Here is a 23,275-nt window from a genome sequence, read left to right on the forward strand (position 1 = left end):
GCATACTCACCGTTAACTCGAATAAAGCCCTTACAGCCGTAATCGGCAAAAATATTCGTTGTGATTTCATGCTCATTTTGCGGAATATCCTGCCAATTCGATGCGTAGCGATCGTCAATCACAGTCGGAATCGTTAAACGAATACGACCGTCGCAGCACTCTAAAAGGCGGAAATACTCAAGCTCAACACTTGCAGTCTCTCCGGGCTTAATGTTCCCGAGCGAAACCGTGCAGAAATCTTTTTCTGTAATCTCAAGCAGAATCGGTGTATCGCCGGATTCGATCCCGTCCTCATAGCGCTCCTTCGATTCCTCTTTGGCGTAAACCTTGGCTTCACGAGTGATTCCGTTGATCGTGACACGGAATTTAGAGATGACGCTCTTTCCGTAGGGAAGCGGGAAACTGTAGACAATTTCTACAGGATTACTGCTGTCATTACGATAATGCTGAATCGATGTATAAGTCATCAGGGGGCCGGAAATCTCAGCCTTCCAAACGACATTTTGAAGCGGTGAATTAATTTTTCCTTCGGGTCTTCTAATCATTTTTCTCACCATTTGCCTTTAAGTTTTTAACGATTTCGACGATTTCTGAGGCCAGAGCTTTCAGTTCCTCTCCCTGAATTCGAGCCGCACTGTGATCGACAACAAGTGTCAGACCGGAGCCGACACAGATGTGCGAACACACGGAAATCCTTCCTACATCCGGGTTAACTTCGACTTCATCCGCTGCTGCCTTGATTTCTTTCAGCGGAACGTGCTTTTCACGCAGGCGCTTGATCCGCAAAAGTTCTTCAAGATGTTCAGTGGTGTAATAAGCGCCGCGCTTTTCGCCTTCGGGCCCCTTTAGCAATCCTTTCTGAACGTAAAAACGGATTGTTCGCCTGGTTAATCCGGTCAGTCGAACCAAGTCTTCAATACTGAATTTGGTTTCTACTTCGAACGAGTCAGACATAAACTCTCCTTGAAAACTGAGTTTATTGTACACCATTTTATGACACTTAAGTGTCATAAAATGATTTCAATGATTTTTTTGAGAAGAATGGTGCAAAGACCGGTCGTATCGCAATACAGGAGAATCAGCGCGGCGACAGGCGCGATAACTGATTCGTCTCCCTGCTCTAATATGTCCTCAACGGAATGTAAAAGCTGCTCTTCTTTATGCTCTAGAACCTAAGTGCTAGAACCAAGATGCAATATATAAAAATTCATCTCCTTCCTAAAATACATTCATTGTTATTCCAAGGAGGAACACATGAAAACATTTACCGCACTATCTGTTGCATGCGCACTTGCACTCAGCTATACAGCCGTTAACGCAAAAGACGGCACATATACCGCGAGTGAAGTTGGCAGAAATGGTGAAATCAAGGTTCAGGTTCAAATCAAAGACAACAAGATCGCTGATGTCAAGATTCTTGATTGGTCTGAAACACATCCTGTCGCAGACCAGACAAAAACAGAGCTTCTGCCCAACATCGTTAAAAATCAGTCCTATAACGTTGCCAATATTTCCGGCGCCACACTCTCAAGCTTTGCTATCAAAGCTGCCGTTAGAGACTGCTTAAAGCAGGCAGGATTAGACGTTAAAGAATTTGGCAAAGCAGCTGCAAAAGCGCCTCAGAGCAGCGAGATAAAAGTTGAAAATGCTGATGTCGTGATTGTCGGAGCGGGCGGCGCAGGCTTGTCTGCAGCCGTCACAGCTGCAATGGCTGGAAAGAAAGTTGTCCTTCTTGAGAAAAACGGTTTTGCGGGCGGAAACACTTCTGTCTCCGGCGGCTGTTTTAACGTCGCCAACGTTAATCAGGACAACATCAAAATGACCGAAGGTCAAAAGAAGATTGTGGAAGGCATCTTAGCCGAAAAGCCCCTCAATCCTCTTCATCAGGAACTGATCAACAAACTCAAAAAACAATGGAATGAATACACGGCCTCCGGCTCGAACAAACTCTTCGACTCTCCTGAACTGCATGCGCTCCAGACATGGAAGTCGGGCGACAGAAAAGCTAATCTTGAGCTTGTCTACACCCTGACTCAGAATGTCAAGCCCATGATGAAGGAACTTGAAGGCATCGGCTTTGAATGGAGACCTAATGCAAACCAGTTCGTGGGCGCACTTTGGCCGCGCTCTAACAGAGCTGCCAACTTTAAGTCCGGTGTTGGCTATGTAGACACATTCCTTCAGTACATCAAAGACAAGAACCTCCCTGTTCAAATCCTTCTCAGTACAAAAGCTAACGATCTGATCATCAAAGACGGCCGCGTTGCAGGCGTTATGGCTCAGGCCAAGATCGGCACTAAGTACGTTTTAAATGCTGCTGACGGTGTCATCTTAACGACAGGCGGTTTCGGCGCCAATGTGAAGATGCGCAATGAATACGATGAACTCTGGGGCAAGAAACTCGGCGAAACCACACCGACTACCAACCTGCCTTCAGCCACAGGCGACGGTATTAGTCTGGCCAAAAAAGCCGGCGCCAGCTTAACTCAAATGGGCTGGATCCAGCTGTTCCCGGCCGGCGACCCGACTACCGGCGCCACAAGCTTCAAACTTGGAGAAAACTCCTGTATCTATGCCAACAAGAACGGCAAACGCTATGTCAACGAGTCTGAAAGACGTGACGTTCTTGCAAAAGCCAATCTTGCTCAGGAAGGCGGTGTTTTCTATGTGATTTCCTCTGCAAAGAGAGCCCTTGTCGACAAGGACGGCCGCAATGCATACGGAGTTAAAGTCGCTGACATTCTTAAATCCGGCAAATCCTATAAAGCGGACACACTTGAAGAACTTGCTCAAAAGGCCGGCATCAATGGCAAGAATTTAGTCGAAACCGTCAAGCGCTGGAACGAATTCTGCAAGAAAGGAACCGGTGACGAAATGGGCCGTCCGACTTGCATGGATGACCACAGACTCGATGAAGGCGGACCTTACTACGCAACTCTTATGACTCCGTCCGTTCACCATACGATGGGCGGCGTCACAATCAACAAAAAAGCTCAGGTCCTGAATGAAGCCGGAAATGTCATCCCCGGACTCTATGCTGCCGGCGAAGTTACGGGCGGAATCCACGGAACCAACCGAGTCGGCTGCAATGCGGTACCGGACGCACTGGTATTCGGCAGAATCGCAGCACTTAACTTCGTTAAGTAAAACATCCGGCTAACCCGATCCGCCTCAAGGAGTTTATCTTCTTGAGGCGGTTTCTGTTTTATATGCGCTCTACCGCGCTTTTTCCTGCAGTACGGCCAAATACAATGGCTTCCGCAAGACCGTTACCGCCCAGACGATTCCTGCCGTGAACGCCTCCGGTGACGGCTCCTGCCGCATAGAGGCCGATTATGGGCTTTCCTGCTTTATCTAAGCATCTGGCTTTTTCATCAATTCTTAGCCCGCCCTCTGTGTAATGGATCGTCATACTGGCAAAACAAGCCCAAAACGGCGGTTCTTTCAGGCAAAGCGTAAGGGGAGTTATTTTCTTACCCAGAGAGTCCTGTTTCTTTAAAACTCCGTCGTTATAGCTTTGAATCGTGCTTACCAAATTTGAGGGCGGAACGCCTATTTTGACGGCTAATTCTTCAATTGATGAAGCGTTCCAAGCCTCTCCGGCTTCTCTGGCTATAACCGCTTCTTTTTGAACCAGTATTCCGCTTTTGCGGAAACCCTGACCATCGATAATCGAAAAGGCATATCGCTCAGGAAGACTAAGAACGGCATCTCGAAGATCATCTCTAGAAGCATCTTCATTGATAAAGCGTTTCCCTTCATGATTGACCAATACGAAGTTTGAGACGTCGTTGTGGAAGCGGACTCGATGCTTCTTTCCTGGGGGACAGCCAGGAAGACACTGGATGAATTCCATATCTACCAGATCAGCGCCGATTTTATTAGCTGCCATCATTGCTTCTCCGGTGCTGTATGGAGTGTTGTTGGTTGTGAGTTTTGCAAGCTTCGGTGCGAATCTCTCTACGAGCTGAGAGTTAGCAGCAAAACTGCCGGAAGCCAGAACAACCCCTTTTCTGCAGAAATAAAATTTTCTTCCATTATCCGTTGCGGCCGCCACTCCTTTTATACGGCCGCTCTCTACAATCAGTTCATCAACAGAACATCTTGTCTTTATTTCCACACCCCGATCAAGAGCGGCTGAAGAAAGTGTTCGAATATATCCCTGACCAAGCGGAAGGACCGGTATGTGACTTCGCGGCCAATGAGCTCCATACAGCTCAAAAACTCTAGGCTGGAAATGCATCCCCAAACTCTCAAGCCACTGAAGAGAGTTTTCGGCATTCTTTACCAAGTGCTCAACAAGTTTCTTATCAGCAATTGAACCGCCGTACTCGTATGTCTGCTCAAAAAACAGTTCCTCACTGTCATTGATGCCCAACGGCTCTTGCAGTTTTCTATCAACAGAACTATAAAAGCCTCCTGATATCAGCGTATTTCCTCCGATATCCGGTGCCTTCTCAAGGACCAGAACACTGGCTCCGGTGTTAGCCGCTTCGACTGCGGCACTTAATCCAGCGGCTCCGGCACCAACAACAATAACGTCATAAGAACTCCTGCCGGCATCTAATATTTTCTTTAAGTCAAAGGCGTACGCCATGGACGGCAATGCAGCAAGAGAGCCTAGGATATTTCTTCTCAGCATGAGTATGACAGTTCCTTAAGAAAATTATGAGCCTCAATCGCTGTTCTTATGCCAAGTTTTCTAAGCGCATTGGCCCGATGAATCTTTACGGTATGCTCGGCGATTCCTAATTCCATAGCGATCTGCTTATTCATTTTGTCTTGCGCGACGAGCTCAAAAATCTGCTTTTCTCGCTCAGTCAATTCTTGATAACGCTCTTTTTTCTGTTCTCGGTACTGGCTTAGACGACGATCATCAATATTCTTCTGAATCAGTTTTCTGACAATTTCCTGAAGGATCTCCGGCTTGACTGGTTTCTGAAGGAAGTCACAAGCGCCGCCTTTCAAAGCAAAAACTGCAGCCTCAACAGTTCCGTGCCCTGTTAAAAAAACAATTGGAAGATCAAACCCGCGTCGCTTCATCTCATCCATCATTTCCAACCCATCCATTCCGTCCATACGCAGATCCGCAACGATGCATCCCGGTCGTTCTAAATCTGCGCGGCTGAGGAAATCTTCCGCACTTGAATAGGAAACGCTGTCAATTCCGGCAATTTTCAGAATAAATTCTTCAGATTTTCTAATCGTTTCTTCGTCGTCAACAATACGAACCAACGGCTGATTGTCTTTAGTTTCCATTTTGCTTACCTTCATTTAACTGCGGCAGGAGAATTGAAGCGATCAGTCCTCCGGACGACCTTCTTTCAAACATTATTTTTCCGCCATGATTTTCGGCAATCACCTTACAGATAGAAAGCCCCATGCCTAAACCATTCTCTTTTCTGCTGCGAATAGGCTGAGAGAGTTTTTCGAATTCATCGGCAGAGACAAATTTTCCATTGTCTAAAACCGACATTTTCCAAAAGACACCCTGCCTGCCAATTTGGATTTCAACTCTCGCTCCGTTCTTATCGTTGAGTGCCGCTATTGAATTCTTCAGAAAATTAACCAGCACCAATTCAATCTCTAGGGAATCTGCCAGTGCGTACGCATCTTCTTCAGCCTTAATCCTGAAGTCAATTTTAGAAGCCCCTCTCGTTTTAACGACGTGATTAAGCGCTGTTTCTGCGACTTCATTCAATTTCACTGGCGACAGCAGCCTTTTTTCTTTCCTCGCGTAACGTCTCACTCGATTTATGATCTGAGAAAGTCTTTCTGCCTGAGCGGACATTTCCTCTAATGCTTCAGATACGGTCGAATCCTCTTTCTCCTTATTTTGAGAAAAGTACATTTTCAGGCCTTCTGAATAGTTAATCAGAGACGCTATAGGCTGATGTGCAAACATTGCCGAGAGCTCCTGCACAATGCCTGCCTTTTCCAATTGAAACAATCTCTCCTGAACATTTCTTGCTTCTTCCTGAGCCCTCTCTTTCTTCTCTAGCGCAACCTGAAGCGCTTTCGTTCTCCTCCTTACTAATTTATTCACCGCATATATGTAGAACAGTGCAAGAAGCAAAAGAGCAAGGAATCCGTAAAAGACATATCGGTATTCATAAAGCAGCGCTGTCGGCGTCAAATGTCGGAGATATTCATACGGACCAAGCCTTAGAGTTCTGTAGAGTTCGTGAACCGTACTGAAGTCGCTCGCAAATCCCCACGTTCCGTCGCCAACTTTTGGCATTGTAAGAAGCGAGACGGAGAACGCCTTCACTAAGGCAGACGGCGCTTTTGGAAGAGAAGCAAAAACGACATCCGGATAAAGATTAGTCGAAACCCGGCACTTCAATTCCGAAGTCGTCTTTTCACCAATGACTTCAAAATCATCTTGTTTAATGGTTCCTTCATCGATCAGATGCTCAAGCTCACAGGCCTTTAATACACCAACATCGGTCGATCCGTTTAATAAAAAAGTCAGAACATCGGGAAGCCCATAGCCGGTAAAGACTGCATTCCTGATAATTCTTTCAATATCCAACCCCTGTTTTCTCAGCTCCCCGATTGCGATGATCCAGCCTTCAAAAGAGTTGGAATCTGTTGCGGATATTCTTGCATGCGTGAGGTCTGCCAGTTTTTTATAGCGCTCATCTCCGGCCCGCTTCACAAAGACAGAACCAACCGACTTTCCCGGATCTGCAGCGAGCTCTCTGTGAAAGGTCGCCAACTGAGCCGCCCCGGCAGACTCAGACACAAAAGCAAAAAATCCGCTAGGCGCGATAAAAAAATCCAATTCTTTTGCTTCAATAGCCTTTTGAAGTTCTGAAAACGACAGCTCTCGGCTTTCGATCTTCAAATTAGGGTTATCTTTTCTGAGGTGTTCAATAGAATCACCAAAGCTCCAAACGAAGAACCACGGATCAATGGTATTGAGAATACCGAGTTTTATTACAGTTTCTTGGTTCTTGGCATTAGCAGGTACACAAAGCAGCTGAAAAAACGTGAACAAAAAAGCCAGCACAAAAGCGCACACCGTCTTTAGCAGCGTCAAACGACGGCTTTTAAAGTGCTTCGTTCTTTCAAACGCGGTTTCCATTGAGATTTAGTGGATTTTCTGAGGTCAGTCTTATTCTATAAAATTTCAAACTCATTAAAACAATCGGTTGGACACCAGAACAATTAATATCTTCTGCGAAGCGATTATGAGATTTTTCGAGAGAGAAGTCAGGGCACCGGTGTCAAGAAGATAGTTCGGATGACAGAACTTACGCTACCTCCCATCACATGACCTCTAATTCTTCGGCTGCACACGCCTGAACCAAAAAACATTCCGTTTAGGAAGTCATGTACTCGTGCAAAAGCTCTTCGCCAAATAAATCCGCAAAGTCTTTCTCGTACCCGGCTTCTTTTTCAGCAAATTTCTCCGCAAACCAGTTCATAAAGATGCGTACATATGAAACATTCCATCGCGAGCGATGACACGCTAAATAGTTCACCTGCGACGCACGATGCCAGCCGTCAAGAATTGGAACCAAACGCCCTGCCTTCAAATCATCAATGATGTAAAACAACGGAAAACCGGGAGAAACACAATCACCGGCAAGTACCGCTTCATAAATCAAACTCATACTCGTCCACTGAATCGGCATATTCAGAGTGATGCTCCGCCGCTCTCCTCCTCGGATGAGACTGTTGAACGGCGTAAAGGAATTTCTGTCGCCGGCAAAGGTATGACCGACCGGAACTTCCGCAAGCCTCGAGGGATCATCAATCCGGCCGTATTTCTTCAGGAACTTCGGAGATGCGGCCGGTATGAAAAGCATCCTGCCGCGAGGAATCAGCACAGCCTCCGGCATATTCACATTGCCCGTCACGGCCGCAATGTCCGCGGCTCCTCTTCTGAAGTTTTCCGTATTAACCGGACAGATCGCCTGGATCCTATGTCCCGAAAAATACTTCGAGTATTCAAAAAATAGCGAATGAGAAATTTTTGCAAAAGTATCCGGAATCATCATTCTGATGACCGCCCTATCCTTGTCCGTCTTCTGCTCCGCAATTTCCAGAATCTCAGCGTGCCGATCCAGCATATCCTCAACCAACGGCAGAATCTCAGCTCCTGCCTGCGTCAGACGAAACGGCCGCGAACTGCGGTCTAAAAGAGGAAACTTCAGTTCCTTCTCAAGCTTTGATAATTTGCGTGATATTTCCGCAGAATCACATTGACAGCGTTCTGCCGCCTTCTGAATACTGCCTAACTGAGTGAGCGCGATAAAAAGTTTCCAGCTGTCAATCTGATCACAAGCCTTCATTTCGTCTTCCCAATGGAGATTGATTTAATTATCAATTTATATTGATGATTTTATCAATATCATCCGAAAACAGTCGTTTTTAAAAAAACAAATTCCGCAAACTTCATAAAATTTTTCCAACCTCTAATTCACTTGAAGCCAAGGAGAAATCAATGAACTCAAAAGCGTTTCAATTAACTGCGGCTGTTGCTGCGCTGCTCGCGGCAGGCTCTGTTAACGCAGAAGCCAATAAGGTTTTCTCATACACCGTGCAGGCGCACAATGCACCGATGACCGTTGATGTCATTATGAAGGACGGCAAAATCGCAAACATCCTGACCGATAGCCGTGAAAGCAGCGGAGTCGGTAAATTCGCGATCGCGGATCTCTCCAAAAAAATGATCCGTAATCAGACCGTCAATGTGGACAACATCACGGGCGCCTCTGTCACCAGTATGGCGCTGAAGTACGCAGTCAAAAAAAATCTTGAACAGGCCGGAGCCGATCTTTCTAAATTCCAGTCCAAAATCGCCAAAGCTCCGCTGAACGATTCCTATAAGTCTGAAGTTGTAATCGTTGGAGGAGGCGGCGCAGGCCTCGCGGCAGCCGCTTCAGTCATTGAAGCCGGCGGCACTGCCGTCATCGTTGAGAAATTAGGCTACCTTGGCGGATCGACCGCAGTGTCGGGCGGCGGATACAACGCCGTTGACCCGGAACGTCAAAATCGCCAGGGCGTCACCGACAGTATCGAGAAACATTACCAGGACACTATGCGCGGAGGCCACAACAAGAATAATCCCGAACTCGCCAAACGCCTGGTAGAAGAAGCGCCGGGAACCATGCACTGGCTTGAAGGCAAAGGCCTCGGTTTCGGCCCTAAAGTCCATACGATTGTCGGTGGTCTCTACCAGCGCGGACATGCAGCTCAGGGAGGCGGATTCGGCTACGTCAATGCACTGAGCCGCTTTATCAAAGCTTATCCGGATAAAGTTAAGGTATTTACCGACACTCAGGCCGTAAGTCTCATTAAGGACGAACAAGGTCGAGTCATCGGAGTCGAAGGCAAAAATGACGGCAAAACAGTAAAGTTCTTTGCTTCTAAGGGTGTCATCATTGCGACCGGCGGATTCGGCTCCAACGTCGACTTCAGACAGGCTAAAAACACCGGCGTATGGAAAGAAGTCAAACTCGATAAGGACATTCCGTGCACAAACAATTTCAAAGCATCCCAAGGCGACGGTCTTAAACTCGCAGAGCAGGTTGGCGCCAACATTATCGATCTCGACGACATTCAGCTGCATCCGGGCGGCACGCCCAAGACCGGCATTATGTCCAGCTGGCCAAGCGGAAGAAACCGCATCTTTCTGACTCCGCAGGGAGATCGTTTCGTTAACGAAGACGCCGCCCGCGACACACTCTGCAAGGCTATTTTCAAGGAAGGCGGAAAATACTGGATTGTTTCCAACCATGTGAAATACCCGAGCCTTGACTATCAGTCCAAGAATCTGACCATCGGCGAAATGATCAAACTCGGACAGGCATTCTCCGGTAATACGGTTGAAGAGCTTGCCTCAAAGACCGGTATGGATCCTAAGAAACTTAAAGCCGCTATCCAAAGCTACAACGATGCTGTAACTGGCAAAGTCAAAGAAGACAGCTTCGGCTTTAAGAAATCCACCAAAGACGATCAGCCGATGACTGAAGGCCCTTATTACGCCACACCGATGGTGCCTGCGGTCCACCATACGATGGGCGGCATCCAAATTAATACGAATGCCCAAGTGCTGGATAAAAACGGTAAGGTCATTCCGGGTCTGTTTGCTGCCGGTGAAGTCACCGGAGGCGTACACGGATCAAACCGTGTCGGCGGAAACGGTATTGCCGATGCGATGGTTTACGGAAGGATCTCCGGACAATCCGCGCTAAAGTAATTTAAATCCTCTCTAAAGCCGCCCTCACCGGCGGCTTTTCGATTCTTTAAAAGCGCTTTCGGCGCTGATAGTGATCAGTTCACTCATCAAATGCGTGTTCCATGCGCATAAAACCGATCTTTTATCCAAAGAGAATCCGCCGTCTCACTCATAATTCTCCGCGAGCCCCTTGGCTCTTGCCTCTTCTATCGCGCTTCTTGCCTGCATAATCCGTTCAACACACTGCTTGTTCTCTACCTGAGAAAACCAGTTCACAAAATCACGAATCACAGGGTCCGACAAATAACGGTCTCGTCTGGCCAAAATGTGCATATTCCAGTTCTGCCGCTCCCAGCCGGGAAGAATCGGAACGATCTTCCCCTGTCTGAGCTCTTCCACCACATGTCCCAGATAGAGGTCCGGCGTAATGCCTTGATGATTCAACACCATGTTTCTGATCAGAAACTGATCGTGACTGAGATAAATGTTCTGCCAGTGAATAATATTGCTCGCGACGCCGTCCCGATACAAAATCATTGTCGGCGCATTGTTGGGAGACCGACGTGCCGGCTTAAATCTTCCGGCGTGCGCGGAACACCATGAGCCTCCAAGTACTGCGGAGACGCAAACACCGGCGTAGAGTTGGAAACGACATGACGCGCGACAATCTCTGACTGATCCGCGGGCGACTGGTTCACCACCGCGACATCCGAGTCACCCGCTAAAAGCTCGCGAACCGTCATCTCGGGGAGCATGGAAAACTGAATCCGCGGGTTCAAATGAGAATACTGAAGAAGCTCCTGAGAATAAAACTGCTGAGTCATCTCCACGGGCGCAGAAAACCGAATCAGTATCTTCTGCGCCGTCCCCGCGCAGAACTCATCAAGCCTGCTGAACCCGTCTAATAGCGGAAGCACCATCGGGAGAATCTGCCGGCATCGATCCGTCGGGATAAAGGGTCTGCGGTTTTTAACAAAAAGCTCAAAACCAATCTCTTTTCTAATCCGGCAATCAGCCTCGAGACCTTCGCGCTGTCCAAATCCAAAAGCAGCGCAGTCTGTGTGATGTTGCCTGTCTCTACGGTCACGGCAAGTGCGCGCCAGGCAAGCAAATTATCCTTTTGCTTCATATCGTCGGGTGTGGGATGGAGTCGATAGGATTAATCCTATAGTCAAATAACTGTGCGATCAATCTAATTTGTCCCAAAAACACTGAATTTATAAATATATCTTATTGAATACAAAAGATATTGTAATTTTTGAAGGCTGACAAATAAAAACCGCATGTCTGGAGTTTGTGAAGCAGGTCACAATAGATTTATCAGATTCCAAGAAAAGAGACCCCATCATGAATATCGACACTCAAATACAGATCAGGGACCAAAGTTAATCGTCCTGCATAAAGACTGAAGCCCGGTCCTAAAAATCAATTAACCGCTTTTCTCAATCGGATGCCTTAAAAACATCCGAACAGGGGAATTATTGTCCGAATTCTCTTTATCCCACTCAATCTCACCTCAGGAGTGATTTTATGAAACTATCCGAAATCAGCCGCAGAAGTTTCGTCAAAGCAGCCGCCGCTGCCGGAGCCGCTGCAGCTTCTCCGTTAAAAGCTTTTGCCGCGGGCGAAGGTTCTGCGCAAAAGAACGCCGCTCCGAAAGATGACACTCAGATCATCACGACGACATGCCGAGCCTGTATCCATAACTGCGGCGTCCGCGCGCATGTTCGCAACGGCCGGGTTGTCAAAATCGAAGGCGATCCGAACTATCCGATGAGCGACGGCACGCTTTGCGCAAAAGGTCTTTCCGGCATCAACGCGCTTTACCATCCGGACCGCAACAAGTACCCGATGATCCGCGTCGGCAAACGCGGCGAAAACAAATGGAAACGCATCAGCTGGGATGAAGCGATCGATATCATCGCGCACAAGATGATGGAAGCCAGAGAAAAGTACGGCGCCGAGTCCGTTATGGCCTCCACGGGCGGCGGCGGTAACCCGCACTTTAGAATGATCGCGCGTTTCTGCAATATCTTCGGTACGCCGAACTGGTACGAACCGGGCTGCGCTCAGTGCTTCCTGCCGAGAACCTTGGCCTTCGGCATGATGTACGGCGGACCGTCCACCTCGATCGCCGACGAATGCGCGCTCGAAATCTATAACAAAAACACACCGATGAAAAACATCGTCCTGTGGGGCACAGACGTCTCATACAGCTGTCCCGCGGGCGGCGGCCACGCGCTTGCAAATCTCCGCGCCAAAGGCGTTAAGACAATCTCTATCGACCCGAGATTTGCGCCGAGCGCGGCTAAAGCCGATGTCTGGCTTCCGATTCGTCCGGGTACCGACGTCGCACTGCAGCTTGCCTGGGTCCGCTACATCATTGCGCATAACCTCTTTGATAAAGACTTTGTGCTCAGATGGACTAACCTGCCTTATCTCGTCAACACAAAGACTCAGATGACCGTCAAAGCGAACGAACTCTTCAAAGACGGTAAAAAAGAAGATTTCGTGGTTTGGGACGCAAAGACCAATCAGCCTCAGCCGCTTCCCTATCCTTTCAATGACGCGCTTGATCCGGTTTTAGACGGAGAATTCTCCTATAACGGACAAACATACAAGACCGGCTTCCGCCTGCTCAAGGAACGCGCTGAACCGTGGACACTTGAAAAAGCCGGAGAAACCTGCTGGCTTAAACCTGAAAAAATCGAAGAAGCGATCAAGATTTACGCTGAAGGCCCCGGCGGCATCTCTTTGGGCGTTGCCACCGACCAGAACCCGAACTCCGTGCAGGCCGCGATGGGCGCGGTTATCCTCAACGCTTTGATGGGATACGTGGAAAAACCGGGTACACTCATGAACCGCAATCCGCTTGCCGTTCCTCCGAAGAACAGCCTGGTTTCTCGCTGCGAGCGCCTGCTGCCTCCGGGACAGCTTGCCAAACGCCTGGGCGGTGTTGAATTCAAAGGCCTGCTCTCTTGGGACGCCGCCCAGCCGACAAGAATCCAGGAAGCCATTATGACTGGCAAACCCTATCCGATCAAAGTCTGGCTTGAACGCTCCGGCAATAAGCTCGGCGTCGTCGGCGATGCGGGTTCTTGGGCGGAAGCCACAAAGCACGTGGACTTCATCGTTCATATGTTTAACTATCCGACCTCATTCTCGATGTACGCGGATATGCTGCTTCCGACAACCGAATGGCTCGAAACCGACTTCCTCGCAGAGTCGCTCAACACCGTTTGGGCTCGTCAGGCAGTCGTACACACTTGGGAAACTCGGCATGAAACGGTCATTTGGTCCAAGATCCTCAAGCGCTGCGGCGAATTAGGCCATGAAGTCTGCCGCAAATCCTTTGATCCGGAATTCATGGGTGCGGATCTCCCGCAGTGGGATTCCATGGATCAGATCCTCGATCTGAAACTCAAACCGCTTGGCATCACATTCGCGGAACTCAAGAAAAAAGGCTTTATCGAAGCAATGCCGTACGACAAGTGGAACAGCTACTACGTCTATAAGAAGATCAATCCGAAGACCGGTCTTCCGGTGGGCTTCGGCACCGCTTCCAAGAAACTTGAACTCTACGCGGACCGCTTCATCACCATGGGCCGCACCGGCGCACCCTACGCGCAGCAGAAACTTGATCCGGTAGAAAAGGATTACGATCCGCTGCCTTACTTCCTTGAGCCGTATGAAAGTCCCAACCGTGAAATCGCTAAGGAATATCCGCTCGTAATGACCAACGGCCGTCTGCCTATGTACCACCACAGCACGCTCAGAAACATTCCGTATCTGCGCGAAATCTACCCGGTTCCCGAAGTCTGGATCAATCCGGAAACCGCTGCGAAGTACGGTATTCAGCAGGGCGACTGGACTTGGATTGAATCCAAACGCGGCAAAACTCAAGGCAAAGCAAGACTGACCGAAGGCATCAACCCGGGCGTTCTCTACATGGAACGCTTCTGGTTCCCGGAAAAACTCTCGTCTGACACACACGGCTGGAAGGAAGCCAACGTCAACGTGCTCTCCAAGAACACGGCTCCGTTTAACGATATGGTCGGCACATATACGCTGCGCGGCTACCAAGTCCGCATCTCCAAAGCCGACAAAGGCCCCGAAGGCGTATGGACCAAACCTGAACAGTTCAAAGTCTGGATGCCCAGCCCGTCTGACAACACACCGAAAATCGAAGGATAAAAAATGGCACAAAAAACACTCGTTATCGACCTCGACCGCTGCATCGGATGCTTTGCCTGCGAAGTGGCATGCAAAAACGAAAACAATGTTCCGCTCGGCGTCTACTACAACAAAGTACTTTCCATCGGACCGGTCGGGAAGTTCCCCGACCTGAAGCAGTACTTCCTGCCCACCGTCTGTCAGAACTGCCGTGAAGCGCCTTGCGTGAAGGTTTGCCCGACCGGCGCCTCTTTCAAGACGGAAGATGGTCAGGTGCTTGTGGACAAAGAAAAATGCATCGGCTGCAAAATGTGTATCGCGGCCTGCCCCTACGGCGCTCGTTCCTTCAATCCGGAAAACAAAGTGGTTGAAAAGTGCACACTCTGCCGTCACCTTCAGGAAGTGGGCGAGCAGCCCGCATGCGTTAAGGCCTGCTGCGCCAACGCTCGTCTGTTCGGCGACATCGATGACCCGCAGAGCGATGTTTCTAAGGCGATTGCCGCTGCCGGCGAAGAGAACGTGCACAGCATGCCGGACTCCGGAAATCATCCTTCGGTTCGCTACATTCTTCATAAGAAGACCGGCGAATGGGTCAGCAAACCTCCGAAGATGCTCTAAGGAGAAGAAATGGTCGGCGACTGGACATTATCACTTTTTGCAGCCTTACTCTGTTTAGGCTCAGGTCTTCTCGCTGCCTTGGCTGCTTCAGAGTTCTCGAACTTTACTGAGAGAACTCTGAAGACGCTCGCCTCACTCGGTTTCGTCTGCCTCGCCCTCGGCGGCCTGGCGGCGGTTTCCAATCTCGGAAGACCGAGCATGATTTTAGGTGTCTTTGCCAATCCCGCTTCCCGGCTTTTCTGGGAGATGATCGGTGTGGCGGGCGCGCTGCTGACAAGCGCCGCATATCTGGCTGCGCTCTTCAGAGAGGCTGATCAGACTATAACCAGAGTCATCATCCTGCTCTCCGCGCTTTTTGCTTTCGTCGCAACCGCAGCACTCGGCGCAAACATGGTGATGAGCTGGCGTCCGGTCCTGAGTTCCTACACGCTGATGATTCCCTTCATCGGCCTGTACTGGACAGCCGCTTCTCTCAGCTTCCTGCTGGCGTGCGAATTAGAAGACGCGGACGGCGCCAAAGCAAGAGCGTCCTCTTTTGCTGCTTCTGCTGTAAGCGTCATCGGTTTTAGCGCTTATATCGCAGGTCTGCTTGCAAACCCGGACACCTCGGAAGCGGGGCAGCAGCTTGTCACCGGCGTTCTGAGTCTGCAGTTTTGGATTGGCTGCGTCTTTTGCGGCATTCTTCTTCCGCTTGCGGCCGCTCTGCTTAGGAACGCCCGTAAGCTTTCTGCTTCTGTCGGACTCATCGGCGTCTTTATTGCTTCGTTCTTATGGCAGAGTATTATTTTTGACATCGGACGAGCAGCCTGGCATTTCTTCAATCCTTAACAGATCAGTGCCGGCCGATTCAGCCTCGTCGGCACTGACATCCCTCAGGCGTTCAAACCAAGGAAATTCAAATCATGGCCTTTGACTATCTGGAATTACTCGATCTTGAAATCAACTACAAAGTGATCTCGCGCTTATTCGGCGAAGAAATCGATCAGGCAGCCGCGGACTGGCTCCTTAGTCTGGGCTTGGACGACTTCTGCGACGAGCCTTTAATTCGGCGGGGCGCGCAGATCATTCATGAAGAGCTCACGAAAGAGCTGCCGGATAATTATCTCGATCTTCTCGCAGCCGAATATGCCGCGGCGTTTATCGGCACCGCAGGAAGCAAAGCGGCCTACCCCTACGAGTCCGTCTATACGAGCCCTCAGCAGTTAGTGATGCAGAAAGCATTTGAGGACGTCCGTAATATCCTCAACGCCCACGGCGTGTTCAATGACAGCAAACTCTACGACGATCATATCGCCATTGAGCTTCAATACCTCGCATACCTGGTCGAAAAGCTAAGAAATACTGAAGAAAATTCGCCGGAGTATGAGCCTCTGATCGAAGATCAGGAGTCGTTCCTTGATGATCATATCCATAACTTGGTACCAAAGTTCACCAGCAAAATTAAGGCCAGCGTCCGGTCGCGGTTTTACCTTGGCGCTGCCATGATGCTTGCAGGCGCTGTCCGCGAACACGATAGAATTCTTCGAAACCATCGCCTCGGTTAATGTCATATCTAAGTGATTTTTAGGCACTTTGTTGTTTTTAAGTAGTTCTTTGCAAAATCGCACTATTTGATGCATCAAAAAACACTCAGAATAAAGCAAACAAACTCACCCAATGGATAACGATTATGACTTCAGCCGCTGTCTGCTTCGGTTTGCGCCCTCCTTCACGATTCCACGCGGCACTATAGCCGCAAACGAAATCCCTGCAGCTTGGAGGCAAATATGAGTTCTCAAACTGCATCTGTCGGAAGGCGGGGCCTGCTCCTGTCATTAGGCACTTCTGCAGGTCTGTTCGCGCTGGGCTGGGGCGCGTCTAAAACTCAAGCCGAGCCTCTCATATGACCGCCGGGCGGACAGAATGAGCAATTTCTTTCCAAATGCATTCGCTGTGACCGCTGCCGAAGCGTATGTCCGACGGATGTCATTGCGATCGGCGGTTTTTCCGAAGGCGTCCTAAACCTGCGCACGCCCGTCATGAACTACAAATACGGCTCCTGCGACTTCTGCCGCAAATGTATCGAAGTCTGCCCGACCGGAGCGCTTACGGATTACATCGGGGAAACCGTTCCGATCGGCAAAGCGCGTTTAACCGAAACCTGTATTGCGCTCAGAACCGGCGCCTGCACCAAGTGCAAAGAACAATGCCCGTATGACGCGATTTCTCTGGACGAGAGAATGATTCCGATCATTGATGAAGACAAATGCAACGGCTGCGGCGTCTGCGAACATATTTGTCCGGCCAACGTTCTTCAAGCTTATACAGGACATAAGGTCCGCGGCATTGAAATCGTACCGTTGGAGGTTAAAGATACTAAGGAGGCGCCGTGAAAAAATTCTCAGTTCTGCGAACGCTGACGCTTTGCCTCTTTCTTTTAGCGGTAGTGTCCGGCGTCATTTGGCACACCGGCTGGGGGACACTTTCTTCTTTCGGCATCGGCGCAATCGCTCAGATCTGTCCGATCGGCGCGCTCGAGAGCGCCTTCGCGTCCAAATCTCCGACTTTAAATATCTTGATTTGCCTTGCCGTCTTTGCGGCAGTGATCGTGTTATTCGGACGTTTTTTCTGCGGCTGGCTCTGCCCGGTCCCGCCCTTGAGAAAACTCTTCGGCACAGAACCCAAACCGATCGAGGCGAAAGAAACCCGCGACAATGAACCGCAAGCCTGCATCCGCACTCAAAACAACGATACTGAAACCTCTGTTAAAGAGTCTGTTATTCACGAAGCGGCAGATTCATCCAAACAAAGCGCAATCCGTGCAGAAAACCTTCAGAAACAAGGCCCGTTCTTTGTTCTTGCCGCTGCGCTGGTTTCTTCCGCTGTATTTTCCTTTCCGGTTTTCTGTTTAATTTGTCCTGTCGGACTCACGTTCGCCTTGATCATCGGTACACTGCACATGCTGAAGTTCAATGACCCGACGATCACACCGCTCGTCATACTCGGCGTGCTCCTCTTTGAAATCTTCTTTTTAAGAAGATGGTGCAGCTTCATCTGTCCGATCGGCGCCTTTATTTCTTTAATCAGCCGCTTTAATAAGACGTTTGTTCCGAAGATTGACGCTCAAAAGTGTCTGAGAGCCTCCGGACTCAACTGCCAAGTCTGCAGAAATGCCTGTCCGGAAAGCATTGATCTCAGAAAATCAATACCGAGCTCTGACAGTTCCCGATGCCTCAAGTGCGGCGCCTGCGCTCAGAAGTGTCCGGTTTCCGCGGTGTCTTTCCCGTTTTTTAAAGCCAAACAAAAAAACGAGACGACTCGTCAGGCGCCCAATCCCGTTTATTTAAAAAAGATTTTGCCTGCGGCAGTTTCGACACAAAAGTCCGTCGTTTCAAAAGAAACCTTTACGGCTCCGGAAGAAACCTTCACACTTAAAAACGCCAAACTTGAAAGCAGCCGATGCATCCAGTGCGGAGCCTGCGTTCAGGCCTGCCCTCAGCACAATCCGATCCCCGACGTACTGAAAGCGCTCGCAGACGGCGACACTAAAGCGGCAGGACAAAAGCTTCTTCAGGCAGGCAAACTTCCGGAGCTGTGCTCGCATCTTTGTCCGAAGGATAAGTTCTGCATGGCGGCCTGCCCGTTAGGAGAGATTTCCGAGCCGGTGAACATCCACGCGCTCCTTTACTTTGCTTCTTCCAGAACGCTTGATCGAGGCTATCGGACGCACAGAGCGCGCACGAACCGCAAGAGTCCCTCGGTCGCCGTGATTGGTGCGGGTCCGGCCGGACTCGCGGCCGCGGATATGTTGCGTTCTCAGGGATTCAAGGTCACTGTTTACGAACGCGAAAATGAAATCGGCGGTCTGACTGCGTACGGGATTCCTTCTTTCAAACTGGCAAAGGATCGCATTATCCACCGCCGAAAACTCTACGCTAAATCCGGCATCGATTTTCAGCTTGGATCAGAAATTGCCTCCGCTGACGAGCTGCTCCGTATTACAGACTCCCACGACGCGACGCTCATCGCCGTGGGCGCTGAAGAACCCATCGCTTTAAACGTCCCCGGATCGGATTTAAGCTTTGTTTCTCAGGCGCTCCCCTATTTGCGCGCAGATTCCAAACCGAATCCCGAGTCGTCTGCCAAGAACAAACACGTCGTTGTTCTCGGCATCGGAGGAACAGCACTTGACTGCGCGAGAACCGCGGTGCGACAAGGTGCTTCTTCCGTCACCTGTCTCTTCCGCAAATCACTTCTGAAAGCAAATCCGCCAAGAGATGATTATGAATACGCACGAGAGGAAGGCGTTCAATTCATTGCAGAAGCGGTGATTCAGTCGATTGAAGCGGATAAGACAATTAGAGTCGCAAGGCCGGACGGCAGCGATTTAACGCTGCCCGCGGAACTTGTGATCTGCGCTTACGGTTTTAAAGGTCCGTGTGATAATTTCATTAGAAACGCGGGGATCGTCCTCACAAAAGGCTCCGTAAGAACCGGCAATCCGAAGGTATTTGCCGCAGGAGACGCGGTCAACGGGCCGGGGTTTGTGACGACGGCGATTGAAAGCGGTCAGCTTGCCGCAAAAGCCATTTCAGACTTTTTAAGCGCGGACTGTAAGAAGGTACGCCAATCAGCCTCCAAGAGAACAACAGAAAATGACGAAGATATCAATAGAGGAAGACCTGCTGAACCGGTTATTAGCTAAGTGCAGCGCCGAAATTGAGCGTCACGCCGGTTCTGCGGACAGCGCGAACATAACCTTTGAAAAGAACCGGTGTGTGAAAACGCTGTTCCCTAACTCATCCTGCACTCAATGCGTTCAGGTATGCCGCGACCAGGCGCTTTCGATTAAAGATCAGACGATCTCTATCGAAAACAGCGAATGCTCCGCATGCGGCGCCTGCATCAGAGCCTGTCCGACGGAAGCGTTCTCATACGGCAGATATCCGTTATTTGGCGTACTGGCCGCGCTTAAACATCGACTTCATGGCGCGTCCGCGTCTTCTGCCCTTGCTTTTACCTGTCCAAAAGCCCAAAGCAGAAAAACCGGTGTTTCTGTCGGGTGCTTCAATGGCGTCAGTCCCGCGCTGATTTTGCTCGCCCATTTACTGCTCAATACCAAAATCGAGCTGCACAGTTCCGACTGCGAGCGATGCCCAAGCCATAACGGAGGCTGTCCGACTCAGGTTCTGGCAGACGACTGCGAGACGCTTTGCGAAAAGTTAGGCGTTCAGTTTCGGCCGGTATGTGCTGAAGAAAATGACGGAGATGAAATCAGTCTTGGCCGAAGAAGAATCTTCAGTCAGCTTTCCGACCGCCTGCATGGAATCAGCGAAATTACTTCTCTATCAGGCGGAGCTCCTAAAACCGACAAAGTTTTTACAATGCCGGAGCGTGAAATGCTCATCGCGGCCATCGAGCTGCTTAAAGCGAGAAGGCCCGGCTTTGAAATTTCGGAGAAGATTTTTCCGCTCCCCGGCGTCATTAGCGGAAAATGCTCGGGATGCAATATCTGCACTTTGCTTTGCCCGACAGGATGTTTGTCGGATAAAACCGAGGACGGTCACTTCAAGCTGACCGCGGATCCGATGCGCTGCACTAACTGCGGAAGATGCATTGAAGCTTGTCCGACGCAGGCGATGGTCATGCGCGGTATTCCAGGAACTGAAGCGGTCATTTCCGATTCCGTCAGAATTGTTTTAACTGAGATTTCCGCGCAAAAGGACGAAGAGGAACAAACGGCGGAAGCCCGCATGAAAAAAATTTTTGATGTGCCGATTTATCGGAGCTGATGCTTCGAAAACAGCAAATCAGCGTTGAATTTTCTATTCCGAAAAGACTAAGGCTGCGGCACCAGCTCGTGCAACTTAACGAACTGTCTTTCCTCAATGGAATAAACGAGCACGACCTTCTTCAGTTCCGGACCGCTCTGCTGTTCACCGTAGTGCTTCGATGTCATTTGCTCAACCCAGGCCCGCAGTTTTTCTTCTTTGCTTTCACCTTTACGAACCACTTTAAATTCAAACACCCAGTGTCGATCACCAACACCTACCTCAAGGTCGCTTCTGCCATGAGCATTATGATGTTCAATTTTAGGATTGAGTCCGGCACTGGCAATGTAAACCTGAACATAAGCTCTAACTGAAGCTTCATCACGGACCGGGAAACCCTGAAAATCTATCGATAGGAATAGACGATTAAGGATATGAAACACTGATTCAGCAGAATCCTCTCTCAAGACCACTGCGATAGAACCGGCTCCCACCTCGCCTGCTGTACGACCATTCAACAAACAACTCGTATAGTGCTGCGCCATCGCAGTCCTTACTTCTACATTGGGATAATCCAGATAAACCGTGTTTCCAAATCTCACTGATTTAATGGTCAAATATCTCGTTTGAGTCAAAAGTCCAATATCGGAGAGTGTTTCAATATCGGATGCTCCTGACAATTCGGATAAAGATATCGTTTTTTCTCGTCCGTATTCTTCAGGATTCCTAAGCGAGTGCGACTTCAAATACTCGATTAATACAGAAGGCCGGCCGCCGCTTTCAAACCAATAGTCTATCAGTCCGTTCTCAGGCGATGATAAAAACTGGAGCAAAGACCAAGGGGAAAAAAACCGGATGCTTGCGCTCCTTTCAAAACAAAAACCGTCGTAACGATTTATCAGTTCTGTAAAAAGTTCGTCTTTATTTCGACAAAGTTTTTTTGCCGCACGAGAAAGAAATTCAGAAAAGTACTTCTCCACTTCATACGGAGTGTATCCCAGAAGGCTGCCGTAATTAACATCAAGTGACAAATCGTACAGGTTATTGAGTCCGAAAAAAATACTTGCTTTATTAAATTTGGTAATTCCCGTAATAAACGCAAAACGCAAAACCCTATCATTAGATTTTAGGATTGCGTAGAAATTGGCCATAACAGCCCTAACCGATTCAAATAAATCCTTATTATTCAAGCAGCCCGTAAGCGGAACATCATATTCATCAATCAGAATAACCAATGAATTAACGGAAGACCAAGAAACATAAAGACTGAATTGAGAAGCGCGTTGCCATGCTCCCAGCTGTAAGTCTTGGATATTTGTTTTCCCCAACGTACACACTAAATTGGAAAATCACAGGCACTTCTCCGTTATATGCTCTATCCTGGTAAACACACCCCTGATCGAAACAAATAATCCTTCATAACGTCTGATTTGAAAGAGCGACGTATTAAAATTTTCTTATCCTCAAACCAGAAACAAAAATGAATCAGCAGGAAAATTCCTTAGTTTTAGCTGCCTTTAAAGCATCTATCCCGGTCATGATGGGATACATCCCGCTCGGCGTGGTGTTCGGCTTTCTCTTCGTACAGGCGGGAGGACCATGGTGGCTTCCGGGCATCAGCTCGGCTTTGATCTACGGCGGCGCCGTTCAGTACATGATGATCCCGATGCTCGCCGCGGATATGTCCGTCGCGTCCATCGCTTTCGCTACCGCGGTCGTCAATTTAAGGCATGTGTTCTACGGCCTCTCCCTTCTCGACCGCTTTAAAGATACCGGTTGGAAAAAATGGATCGTCGCATTCCTTCTAACCGATGAAACCTATTCGCTTCTCACGACCGAACCCAAGGAAAGCCCGGTTAATAAGCTGGTGTACCTCGCCGTCTTTGACTGGATGTGGTGGATTCTCGGAAGCATACTCGGAGGTTTAATCGGCGCAGGCACCAATATCGAACTGGCCGGATTTGATTTTGTCCTCACGAGCCTCTTTGCCATGCTGCTGTGCGAACAATGGAGAGGCAGAATCAGCAGCTCTCCGCTTTGGATCTCTTTAGCTGCCTACGCCGCAGCTCGTATGATCAGCGCAGAAAACGCTCTGGCTATAGCCATCGCATTCTGCGCGCTTGCCTCTGTCATGCTCAGCATTACTAAGAATCCCCTGCCGCGCGCCAAAGGAGAGACCGCCAAATGAAAGATTTAAGCTATCTGTTCCTCGTCTTTTTAGCGATGACGGCTGTTACTGCCACCGAACGCTTTCTCCCCTTTGCCGCTGCTTCCTGGCTCAGCAAACAGCGCTGGGTAAAAGTTGTCGGATCCTTCCTCCCGCTTGCCATCATGGTGCTTCTTGTGGTCCACTCTTCCACTGAATCCACCCTGGCCAGAGGCGGTCTCCCGATTCCTGAAGCCGCAGCGATCTTCTTAACACTTATCCTTCAATGGTTTGTTAAAAACCCGCTTCTTTCAATCTTCTGCGGCACTGCTTGCTACGTTGTGCTTTTGAACAGCTTCTTTGTGTAGACAAATTTTCTATGAAGCACTACTAAAT

At 49.3% G+C, this 23,275-nt stretch carries 20 protein-coding genes and 1 pseudogene; 11 read left to right on the forward strand and 10 right to left on the reverse strand.

Annotated elements, in window-relative coordinates; translation table 11 throughout:
* Positions 1 to 545, reverse strand: a 545-nt coding sequence (locus E5987_RS09695) for a VIT domain-containing protein (protein ID WP_202074613.1), incomplete at its 3' end; no start/stop codon positions are given.
* Positions 538 to 954, reverse strand: a complete 417-nt coding sequence (locus E5987_RS09700) for a MerR family transcriptional regulator (protein ID WP_160335889.1) — start codon at positions 952 to 954, stop codon at positions 538 to 540. The genes E5987_RS09700 and E5987_RS09695, both read right to left, overlap by 8 nt.
* 300 nt (positions 955 to 1,254) lie before the next feature.
* Here E5987_RS09700 and E5987_RS09705 point away from each other — a divergent pair, with 300 nt between their 5' ends.
* Positions 1,255 to 3,147: a flavocytochrome c gene (locus tag E5987_RS09705; RefSeq protein ID WP_160335890.1), complete on the forward strand. Its 1,893-nt coding sequence runs from the start codon at positions 1,255 to 1,257 to the stop codon at positions 3,145 to 3,147.
* 58 nt (positions 3,148 to 3,205) lie between these two features.
* Here E5987_RS09705 and E5987_RS09710 read toward each other — a convergent pair whose 3' ends face one another.
* The 4 genes from E5987_RS09710 to E5987_RS09725 form a co-directional block, all read right to left on the reverse strand.
* Complete coding sequence (locus E5987_RS09710) at positions 3,206 to 4,642, reverse strand: FAD-dependent oxidoreductase (protein WP_160335891.1); 1,437 nt, start codon at positions 4,640 to 4,642, stop codon at positions 3,206 to 3,208.
* The gene (locus E5987_RS13335) at positions 4,636 to 5,259 is read right to left on the reverse strand and encodes a response regulator transcription factor (protein ID WP_160335892.1); all 624 of its coding nucleotides are present in this window, start codon (positions 5,257 to 5,259) and stop codon (positions 4,636 to 4,638) included. Before E5987_RS13335 ends, E5987_RS09710 begins: the two co-directional genes overlap by 7 nt.
* Positions 5,249 to 7,090, reverse strand: coding sequence for a sensor histidine kinase (locus E5987_RS09720; RefSeq protein ID WP_160335893.1), 1,842 nt, complete (start codon positions 7,088 to 7,090; stop codon positions 5,249 to 5,251). The genes E5987_RS13335 and E5987_RS09720 overlap by 11 nt, the downstream gene beginning before the upstream one ends.
* A gap of 238 nt (positions 7,091 to 7,328) precedes the next feature.
* On the reverse strand, positions 7,329 to 8,303 hold the full coding sequence (locus E5987_RS09725; RefSeq protein ID WP_160335894.1) for a LysR family transcriptional regulator: 975 nt from the start codon (positions 8,301 to 8,303) through the stop codon (positions 7,329 to 7,331).
* Between the two features lie 152 nt (positions 8,304 to 8,455).
* On the opposite strand from E5987_RS09725, the gene E5987_RS09730 reads away from it, so the two are divergent.
* Positions 8,456 to 10,213, forward strand: coding sequence for a flavocytochrome c (locus tag E5987_RS09730; RefSeq protein ID WP_160335895.1), 1,758 nt, complete (start codon positions 8,456 to 8,458; stop codon positions 10,211 to 10,213).
* Between the two features lie 144 nt (positions 10,214 to 10,357).
* Here the strand turns inward: E5987_RS09730 and E5987_RS09735 are convergent, their stop codons facing one another.
* The 3 genes from E5987_RS09735 to E5987_RS09745 are packed head-to-tail and all read right to left on the reverse strand — an operon-like array spanning position 10,358 to position 11,321.
* Positions 10,358 to 10,729 (reverse strand): type 2 periplasmic-binding domain-containing protein, encoded by a 372-nt coding sequence (locus E5987_RS09735; RefSeq protein WP_160335896.1) that lies wholly within the window; start codon positions 10,727 to 10,729, stop codon positions 10,358 to 10,360.
* Positions 10,726 to 11,112 carry a LysR substrate-binding domain-containing protein gene (locus tag E5987_RS09740; protein ID WP_160335897.1) on the reverse strand — a complete coding sequence of 129 codons (387 nt, stop codon included), beginning with the start codon at positions 11,110 to 11,112 and terminating at the stop codon, positions 10,726 to 10,728. Before E5987_RS09740 ends, E5987_RS09735 begins: the two co-directional genes overlap by 4 nt.
* Positions 11,094 to 11,321 (reverse strand): helix-turn-helix domain-containing protein, encoded by a 228-nt coding sequence (locus E5987_RS09745; protein WP_160335898.1) that lies wholly within the window; start codon positions 11,319 to 11,321, stop codon positions 11,094 to 11,096. The genes E5987_RS09740 and E5987_RS09745 overlap by 19 nt, the downstream gene beginning before the upstream one ends.
* A 401-nt stretch (positions 11,322 to 11,722) precedes the next feature.
* Between E5987_RS09745 and E5987_RS09750 the strand changes: the two genes are divergently transcribed.
* The 7 genes and pseudogenes from E5987_RS09750 to E5987_RS09780 all read left to right on the forward strand — a co-directional run bounded on the left by E5987_RS09750 (position 11,723) and on the right by E5987_RS09780 (position 20,754).
* Positions 11,723 to 14,386, forward strand: coding sequence for a molybdopterin-containing oxidoreductase family protein (locus E5987_RS09750; protein ID WP_160335899.1), 2,664 nt, complete (start codon positions 11,723 to 11,725; stop codon positions 14,384 to 14,386).
* A gap of 3 nt (positions 14,387 to 14,389) precedes the next feature.
* A complete protein-coding gene (locus tag E5987_RS09755; RefSeq protein WP_160335900.1) occupies positions 14,390 to 14,983 on the forward strand; it encodes a 4Fe-4S dicluster domain-containing protein in 594 nt (197 codons plus the stop codon).
* A 9-nt stretch (positions 14,984 to 14,992) separates the two neighbouring features.
* Positions 14,993 to 15,811, forward strand: a complete 819-nt coding sequence (locus E5987_RS09760; protein WP_160335901.1) for a hypothetical protein — start codon at positions 14,993 to 14,995, stop codon at positions 15,809 to 15,811.
* A gap of 74 nt (positions 15,812 to 15,885) precedes the next feature.
* Complete coding sequence (locus E5987_RS09765) at positions 15,886 to 16,527, forward strand: TorD/DmsD family molecular chaperone (protein WP_160335902.1); 642 nt, start codon at positions 15,886 to 15,888, stop codon at positions 16,525 to 16,527.
* Positions 16,528 to 16,899: 372 nt separating this feature from the next.
* Positions 16,900 to 17,355: pseudogene (locus E5987_RS13295) on the forward strand (4Fe-4S dicluster domain-containing protein); the annotation flags it as partial.
* Positions 17,352 to 19,667, forward strand: a complete 2,316-nt coding sequence (locus tag E5987_RS09775; RefSeq protein ID WP_160335903.1) for an FAD-dependent oxidoreductase — start codon at positions 17,352 to 17,354, stop codon at positions 19,665 to 19,667. The pseudogene E5987_RS13295 and the gene E5987_RS09775, both read left to right, overlap by 4 nt.
* Positions 19,618 to 20,754 (forward strand): 4Fe-4S binding protein, encoded by a 1,137-nt coding sequence (locus tag E5987_RS09780; protein ID WP_160335904.1) that lies wholly within the window; start codon positions 19,618 to 19,620, stop codon positions 20,752 to 20,754. The genes E5987_RS09775 and E5987_RS09780 overlap by 50 nt, the downstream gene beginning before the upstream one ends.
* A 47-nt stretch (positions 20,755 to 20,801) precedes the next feature.
* Here E5987_RS09780 and E5987_RS09785 read toward each other — a convergent pair whose 3' ends face one another.
* On the reverse strand, positions 20,802 to 22,061 hold the full coding sequence (locus E5987_RS09785) for an AAA family ATPase (RefSeq protein WP_202074614.1): 1,260 nt from the start codon (positions 22,059 to 22,061) through the stop codon (positions 20,802 to 20,804).
* A gap of 152 nt (positions 22,062 to 22,213) precedes the next feature.
* On the opposite strand from E5987_RS09785, the gene E5987_RS09790 reads away from it, so the two are divergent.
* On the forward strand, positions 22,214 to 22,921 hold the full coding sequence (locus tag E5987_RS09790; protein ID WP_160335906.1) for an AzlC family ABC transporter permease: 708 nt from the start codon (positions 22,214 to 22,216) through the stop codon (positions 22,919 to 22,921).
* A complete protein-coding gene (locus E5987_RS09795) occupies positions 22,918 to 23,247 on the forward strand; it encodes a branched-chain amino acid transporter permease (RefSeq protein ID WP_160335907.1) in 330 nt (109 codons plus the stop codon). Before E5987_RS09790 ends, E5987_RS09795 begins: the two co-directional genes overlap by 4 nt.
* Positions 23,248 to 23,275 lie beyond the last annotated feature (28 nt).

Source organism: Parasutterella muris (assembly GCF_009767915.1).
GTDB classification, from domain to species: Bacteria; Pseudomonadota; Gammaproteobacteria; order Burkholderiales; family Burkholderiaceae_F; genus Parasutterella; species Parasutterella muris.

Excerpts from the sequence above, each read along its gene's own strand:
- E5987_RS09765 (WP_160335902.1), top strand. The coding sequence starts at position 15,886 with ATGGCCTTTGACTATCTGGAATTACTCGATCTTGAAATCAACTACAAA.
- E5987_RS09720 (WP_160335893.1), bottom strand. The coding sequence starts at position 7,090 with ATGGAAACCGCGTTTGAAAGAACGAAGCACTTTAAAAGCCGTCGTTTG.
- E5987_RS13335 (WP_160335892.1), bottom strand. The coding sequence starts at position 5,259 with ATGGAAACTAAAGACAATCAGCCGTTGGTTCGTATTGTTGACGACGAA.
- E5987_RS09740 (WP_160335897.1), bottom strand. The coding sequence starts at position 11,112 with ATGGTGCTTCCGCTATTAGACGGGTTCAGCAGGCTTGATGAGTTCTGC.
- E5987_RS09750 (WP_160335899.1), top strand. The coding sequence starts at position 11,723 with ATGAAACTATCCGAAATCAGCCGCAGAAGTTTCGTCAAAGCAGCCGCC.
- E5987_RS09790 (WP_160335906.1), top strand. The coding sequence starts at position 22,214 with ATGAATCAGCAGGAAAATTCCTTAGTTTTAGCTGCCTTTAAAGCATCT.
- E5987_RS09700 (WP_160335889.1), bottom strand. The coding sequence starts at position 954 with ATGTCTGACTCGTTCGAAGTAGAAACCAAATTCAGTATTGAAGACTTG.
- E5987_RS09755 (WP_160335900.1), top strand. The coding sequence starts at position 14,390 with ATGGCACAAAAAACACTCGTTATCGACCTCGACCGCTGCATCGGATGC.
- E5987_RS09705 (WP_160335890.1), top strand. The coding sequence starts at position 1,255 with ATGAAAACATTTACCGCACTATCTGTTGCATGCGCACTTGCACTCAGC.
- E5987_RS09795 (WP_160335907.1), top strand. The coding sequence starts at position 22,918 with ATGAAAGATTTAAGCTATCTGTTCCTCGTCTTTTTAGCGATGACGGCT.
- E5987_RS09745 (WP_160335898.1), bottom strand. The coding sequence starts at position 11,321 with ATGAAGCAAAAGGATAATTTGCTTGCCTGGCGCGCACTTGCCGTGACC.
- E5987_RS09710 (WP_160335891.1), bottom strand. The coding sequence starts at position 4,642 with ATGCTGAGAAGAAATATCCTAGGCTCTCTTGCTGCATTGCCGTCCATG.
- E5987_RS09760 (WP_160335901.1), top strand. The coding sequence starts at position 14,993 with ATGGTCGGCGACTGGACATTATCACTTTTTGCAGCCTTACTCTGTTTA.
- E5987_RS09735 (WP_160335896.1), bottom strand. The coding sequence starts at position 10,729 with ATGATTTTGTATCGGGACGGCGTCGCGAGCAATATTATTCACTGGCAG.
- E5987_RS09780 (WP_160335904.1), top strand. The coding sequence starts at position 19,618 with ATGACGAAGATATCAATAGAGGAAGACCTGCTGAACCGGTTATTAGCT.
- E5987_RS09725 (WP_160335894.1), bottom strand. The coding sequence starts at position 8,303 with ATGAAGGCTTGTGATCAGATTGACAGCTGGAAACTTTTTATCGCGCTC.
- E5987_RS09730 (WP_160335895.1), top strand. The coding sequence starts at position 8,456 with ATGAACTCAAAAGCGTTTCAATTAACTGCGGCTGTTGCTGCGCTGCTC.